Origin of the sequence: Psychrilyobacter sp., assembly GCF_037132775.1 — a bacterium.
Lineage (GTDB): Bacteria > Fusobacteriota > Fusobacteriia > Fusobacteriales > Fusobacteriaceae > Psychrilyobacter.
Genome location: NZ_JBAHZY010000031.1, coordinates 1 through 5,129 on the forward strand (window position 1 = coordinate 1; position 5,129 = coordinate 5,129).

7 protein-coding genes are annotated in these 5,129 nt (G+C 30.2%); 6 read left to right on the plus strand and 1 reads right to left on the minus strand.

All coding sequences use genetic code 11. From position 1 onward, the window contains the following. Positions 1 to 274 precede the first annotated feature (274 nt). The 5 genes from V5784_RS01900 to V5784_RS01920 are packed head-to-tail and all read left to right on the plus strand — an operon-like array spanning position 275 to position 4,442. On the plus strand, positions 275 to 796 hold the full coding sequence (locus V5784_RS01900) for an HMA2 domain-containing protein (RefSeq protein WP_336887356.1): 522 nt from the start codon (positions 275 to 277) through the stop codon (positions 794 to 796). Beyond that, complete coding sequence (locus tag V5784_RS01905) at positions 796 to 1,173, plus strand: HMA2 domain-containing protein (RefSeq protein WP_336887357.1); 378 nt, start codon at positions 796 to 798, stop codon at positions 1,171 to 1,173. The genes V5784_RS01900 and V5784_RS01905 overlap by 1 nt, the downstream gene beginning before the upstream one ends. 7 nt (positions 1,174 to 1,180) lie before the next feature. After that, positions 1,181 to 3,370 carry a heavy metal translocating P-type ATPase gene (locus V5784_RS01910; RefSeq protein ID WP_336887358.1) on the plus strand — a complete coding sequence of 730 codons (2,190 nt, stop codon included), beginning with the start codon at positions 1,181 to 1,183 and terminating at the stop codon, positions 3,368 to 3,370. Between the two features lie 10 nt (positions 3,371 to 3,380). Further along, the gene (locus V5784_RS01915) at positions 3,381 to 4,136 is read left to right on the plus strand and encodes a hypothetical protein (RefSeq protein ID WP_336887359.1); all 756 of its coding nucleotides are present in this window, start codon (positions 3,381 to 3,383) and stop codon (positions 4,134 to 4,136) included. An 18-nt stretch (positions 4,137 to 4,154) separates the two neighbouring features. Beyond that, a complete protein-coding gene (locus tag V5784_RS01920; protein WP_336887360.1) occupies positions 4,155 to 4,442 on the plus strand; it encodes a hypothetical protein in 288 nt (95 codons plus the stop codon). Positions 4,443 to 4,636: 194 nt separating this feature from the next. On the opposite strand, the gene V5784_RS01925 is transcribed toward V5784_RS01920, so the two are convergent. Then, the gene (locus V5784_RS01925; protein ID WP_336887361.1) at positions 4,637 to 4,795 is read right to left on the minus strand and encodes a rubredoxin; all 159 of its coding nucleotides are present in this window, start codon (positions 4,793 to 4,795) and stop codon (positions 4,637 to 4,639) included. Positions 4,796 to 4,947: 152 nt separating this feature from the next. Here V5784_RS01925 and V5784_RS01930 point away from each other — a divergent pair. Beyond that, the coding region (locus V5784_RS01930; protein ID WP_336887362.1) for a hypothetical protein at positions 4,948 to 5,129 on the plus strand (182 nt) is incomplete at its 3' end.

Consider the following 5,129-nt stretch of genomic DNA (forward strand, 5'->3'; position numbering starts at 1 on the left):
ACGATCTTAAATTTAAACTTAGAAGAGTAAGTTTTTCGTGTATTCATAATCAAAATCCCCCATATTGTTTTCTTAAATTATACCTTATTTTTTTGCTTAAGGTTAAACACTCTTTGTATGAATTTATACGACCATTATAAAACATCAGTTAGAAATTATTTTTAATTTTAAAACTAGTTATATAATAATAAAAAAAATTCTATCAAATTCTTGCTTTTAGACTATATTTAAGGTAAAATTAAATATAATCCAATAAGTTAAAGGTGGTGAAAAAATGATTTGTAATATGTCAACAGCAGAACTTAAAAAGAAAATATTACCTAATTTTTATGGAGTGATTGAAACTGTTCATTATACTCCGGGGAGAGTAAGGCTCAAGATAGAAATTTTAAAGGATTCTTTGAAGACTAAGGAATACCTAGAACCTTTTTTAGAGAAAATAAATCCTATAGAGAGTTACAGAATTAATCCTGTAATTGGAACCCTTCTTATTAAATTTAATGAAAATTTAATAGAACCATCTATATTAATAGGTTCAATAATTAAAATTTTAAATTTAGAGGAAGAGATAAAAAAGGATAAAGTTAGTAAAATTTCTGAAATAATGAAAGGTACTATAAAAACTATAAATCATTCTATTTATAATAATACCTATGGGATATTAGATGCTAAATCTATGCTATCTTTAGGATTTTTAGGTTTAGGAATTTATCAAATAAAAAAGAAGAGAGTTCTTCCTAACGGAATAAACCTGATATGGTGGGCTTATAATAATACTTTGGGAGGGAAAAGGTAATGAAATCGCTACTTAAATCTACATTTTTATATTTTAACAAAATAAAAGTTGTGCATAGTTTACCTGGGAGATTGAGGTTATCTGTACCAGGATTAAATCAAGTTCCAGAGGAATTTAAAAAGTTTGAACCTAACTTAACAAAATTAATAAAATTAGTAGGTGGAGTAGAAGAAGTGACTTACTCATATGTTACTCATAAAGTCTTACTGAAATATAACCCTAAAAAAGTTACTGAGAAAGATATATTGAATTGGATAGATTTGGTTTGGAAAGAAGTTGTAAAAAAAGAAAGTGCAATAGATGAGGACAATATTGAAAAACAGCTCCCTGAAATATATGAAGAAATAAAAAAATCGCTGATAACTCAAAAGGGATAGATTTAACATGAAAAAAAATAAATTACCATTGATGAAGTGTTTTGAAGAACACTATACAAAAGGAAGGCTAAGAGTAAAAATAAGAGCTTTAAAATATTTAACTAAATATAATGAAGAACTCACCACTCAATTACTTATGAATAAATCGATAAAAGATTTAAAGATAAGCAATATTACACACAATGTTTTGATATATTTTGATGAAGAAAAACTATCCAAAGAAAATTTATTAGAGTTGATAGAAAATATAATATCTAATTATTCACTTCCGGCTTACAGAGATGAGAGAAGTCAGGAGCGAAGTTTGGATATTGTAGATAGGAGTCTTTATGAAAAAGATACGACTGAAATAATGAAAAATATTGTTATTTCGGCAGCAATACTTCTATACTTTATATGGTCTAAAGTACCTACACCACTTAATTTTTATGCCAGATTAATAAATAAAAGAAGTTTGGTGGTACTGTCCTTGGCTATGCCTGTTATTAAAAATGGCATGAAATCTTTAGTAATTAATAAAAAACCAACAGCAAACACACTCAGTGCTAGTGCTATAATAGGAAGTATCCTATTAGGAAAAGAAAAATCAGCACTGTCAATAATTATATTGGAAGATCTTGCAGAACTTATAACTGCCTATACGCTTAAAAAAACTAGAAACGCTATAAAAGATATTCTTAGCACTGGAGAAGAGTTTGTTTGGAAGCAACTAGGTCAGAATCAAATGAAAAAAGTTCCCATTGCAGAGGTTGAAGAGGGCGATATAATAGTTGTACATCCTGGAGAAAAAATAAGTGTAGATGGTGAAGTTATAAAAGGTGAAGCTCTTGTTGACCAAGCTTCTATAACTGGTGAATTTATGCCTGTAACTAAGGAAATAGGAAGTGAAGTATTTGCAGGGACAGTTGTAAAAACAGGGACTTTTAATATAAGATCTGTAAAAGTAGGAGATTCTACAGCAGTTTCTAGAATTATTAAATTAGTAGAGGATGCGTCATATAATAAGGCTGCAATTCAAACTTATGCAGATAATTTTTCTAACAAAATAGTGGGGCTTAATTTCTTATTGGCTTCACTGGTATTTATAGGGACAAAAAGTTTTTCGAGAGCCCTGAGTATGTTAGTGGTTGATTACTCTTGTTGTATAAAATTATCTACAGCAGTGGCATTTTCAGCAGCAATAAATAAAGCTGCTGAAAATGGAATTTTAGTGAAGGGAAGCAACTATATAGAAGCTCTTTCTAAAATAGATACTGTAATCTTTGACAAAACAGGGACACTTACAGAGGGAAATCCTAAATTGGTTACAGTTGAAGTATTAGACAAAACAATGGATGTGCAGAAAGTTATTGAGTTAGCGGGTGCAGCAGAAGAAACTTCCAATCATCCATTAGCCCAGGCTATTTTAAAGGATATTGCGACTAATGGGTATGAAATTCCAGAGCATGAGCAGTGTGAAATAACAGTTTCTAGAGGTGTGACTACTAAAGTCGGTAATTCATTGATTATAGTTGGAAACCGTAAAATTATGCTAGAAAATAATGTGATATTAGGAAATGAAAAAGAAATAACCAAGGCTATGATGTATAGGGGAGAAGCCATCATCTATGTTGCCAAGGATAAAAATTTAATAGGTCTACTAGGTATCACAGATCCTCTGAGGGAAAATATGAAAAAAACTATCAATAGACTGAGATTTCAAGGTGTAGATAACATAATACTTCTCACTGGAGATTTAGATCAACAAGCAGAAATAGTGGCAAATAGGATGACTTTAGATAGTTATGAATCAGAATTAATGCCAGAGGATAAGGCAAAAAATATTCTCAGACTTCAATCTAAAGGAGAAAGTGTTTTAATGGTTGGAGATGGTGTTAATGATGCTCCAGCACTTGCTTATGCCGATGTGGGCCTCGCTATTGGAAATAAAAGAACAGATGTAGCTATTGAAGCAGCTGATGTATCCATTGCAAGAAATGATCCAACTCTTATTCCTGCTACTATAAATTTATCCAAGAAAACTATGTCAACGATTAAAGAAAATTTTATTATATCGATAGGGGTGAATACTTTAGCTTTAGTATTGGGAGCAGCAGGGGTGTTGCCAGTTGTACAAGGTTCACTTATTCATAATTTAAGTACTTTAGTTGTTGTAGGTAATTCCCTAAAGATATTAGGAGTAAGTATGAAAAAGTAGGTGAATATATATGTTAGAAAAACCAACCATTAAGATCATTCATAGATTACCAAATAGAGTAAGAGTTAAGTTTTCCAAACCTTTAAAGAATAATTATATATTCTGTAAAATGGTAAAAGAAAACTCATTTCATACAAAAATTAGGTATAATCATATTGTTAATACTTTACTTGTTAAATTTGATCCAAGTGAAGTATTGTTACAGGAAGTCATTTATAGAATATGTACAGCTTATTCTGTAGAAAACGGAATGATTGCTATTAAATTGATAGAAGAAAAAGAGGAGACAACTCTAAATAATTTATCTCTTTATTCAGGAAGTCTAGTGATATTATCATCACTTCATAGACTTCTCAATAAAAATGAGACTGTAATGCAAGAGACTATAAATTGGTTTGCTATGGGAGTAACTACTTTAGCAATAGCAGACCATGCTTATATGGAAGTTAAGAAAAAAGGGGTGTTTGACCTAGAAATAATTCCAGCATTTTATTTTATAAAAAACTTTATAAATAATCCATCTATTTCAATAGTTGCGTTGATGTGGTTGACTACCTTTGGAAGACACCTTTTTGTCAATTATCGAGGGGTAAAAGAGATAAAAGTTCTGAGGATAAAAAATCCAAAAGGTGATAAATATTACTATATTGCCAATATAAAGGATAGTGAAGAAATTGGTAACATCAGTGAATTGATTCATCATGTGTTTAAAAATAAAAGTAAGTCAAAATCTGTATTAGAAGAAAAATATATTATGAAAATATAAATTAATGGAGGTAAGAACATGAAATTAACTGGATATGGAAAAAAAGATTATGTAATGGGATTTTTTGTAGGAGTAGGGGTGACTGCAGCTGGGTATTACTTATATAAAAAAAATCAAAATAAAGTAGATGGATTTCTAAAAAGTCAAGGAATAAAAGTAAATACAGCTGAAACAAATAATTTTAATAGTTATGATTTGGAAGAATTGGTAGAAACAAAAGAGCATTTAGAAGATTTAATTGCTGAAAAAGAAGTTGCTGGAGACACAGCAGTTCAGTGTGAAGAAGAATGTGAAGTAAAAAAATAAAGATATATTTAAAAGGCTTGTTCCCCTTAAAATTAAGGGGAATAAGCCTTTTTTATTACTCATACGTACAGAATCAACTTAAAATCACAAACAAAAACATAAAAGAATTGGGTGAATCACCTCGGTAAACAACATCATCCATCACCGTTTGTTCAGTAATAAAATATGCCTGCAATTTGCAGGCATAAATATCGTTATATTTTTTCGAATTGACCTTTTCCTACAGCACACAATGGACAAATCCAATCTTCTGGAACATCTTCCCATTTTGTTCCTGGTGCAACTCCAGAATCTGGATCTCCTTCTTCTGGATCATAAACATAACCACATAATATACACATCCATCTTTCCATATCTATCCCCCCTATTATTATTTTAGTCTTTCTATTTTAAGATTACCATCTAAATCAAATTTTTTCAATTTTTTTTCACCCTAAATAAAGGATTAATTTGAAATTATCAGTATATACTTTATGTAAATTTATAAAATAAGGAGGAATAAAAAATGGCTTATAGAATCAATGAGGGTGAATGTATTGCCTGTGCAGGAGTCTGTGGAAAAACTCCCGAAACAGCTAAATTACAAGATCTGCTTGTCTATATGGCTAAAAGTGTATCAGCATGCTGTAATGTTTTGGAAGGTAAAACTGAGGTGTTAGGAGATAAATATAAATGGGTTGTAAACTC

Coding starts and splice junctions, on each gene's coding strand:
- V5784_RS01900 (WP_336887356.1), top strand. CDS start 275: ATGATTTGTAATATGTCAACAGCAGAACTTAAAAAGAAAATATTACCT.
- V5784_RS01905 (WP_336887357.1), top strand. CDS start 796: ATGAAATCGCTACTTAAATCTACATTTTTATATTTTAACAAAATAAAA.
- V5784_RS01910 (WP_336887358.1), top strand. CDS start 1,181: ATGAAAAAAAATAAATTACCATTGATGAAGTGTTTTGAAGAACACTAT.
- V5784_RS01915 (WP_336887359.1), top strand. CDS start 3,381: ATGTTAGAAAAACCAACCATTAAGATCATTCATAGATTACCAAATAGA.
- V5784_RS01920 (WP_336887360.1), top strand. CDS start 4,155: ATGAAATTAACTGGATATGGAAAAAAAGATTATGTAATGGGATTTTTT.
- V5784_RS01925 (WP_336887361.1), bottom strand. CDS start 4,795: ATGGAAAGATGGATGTGTATATTATGTGGTTATGTTTATGATCCAGAA.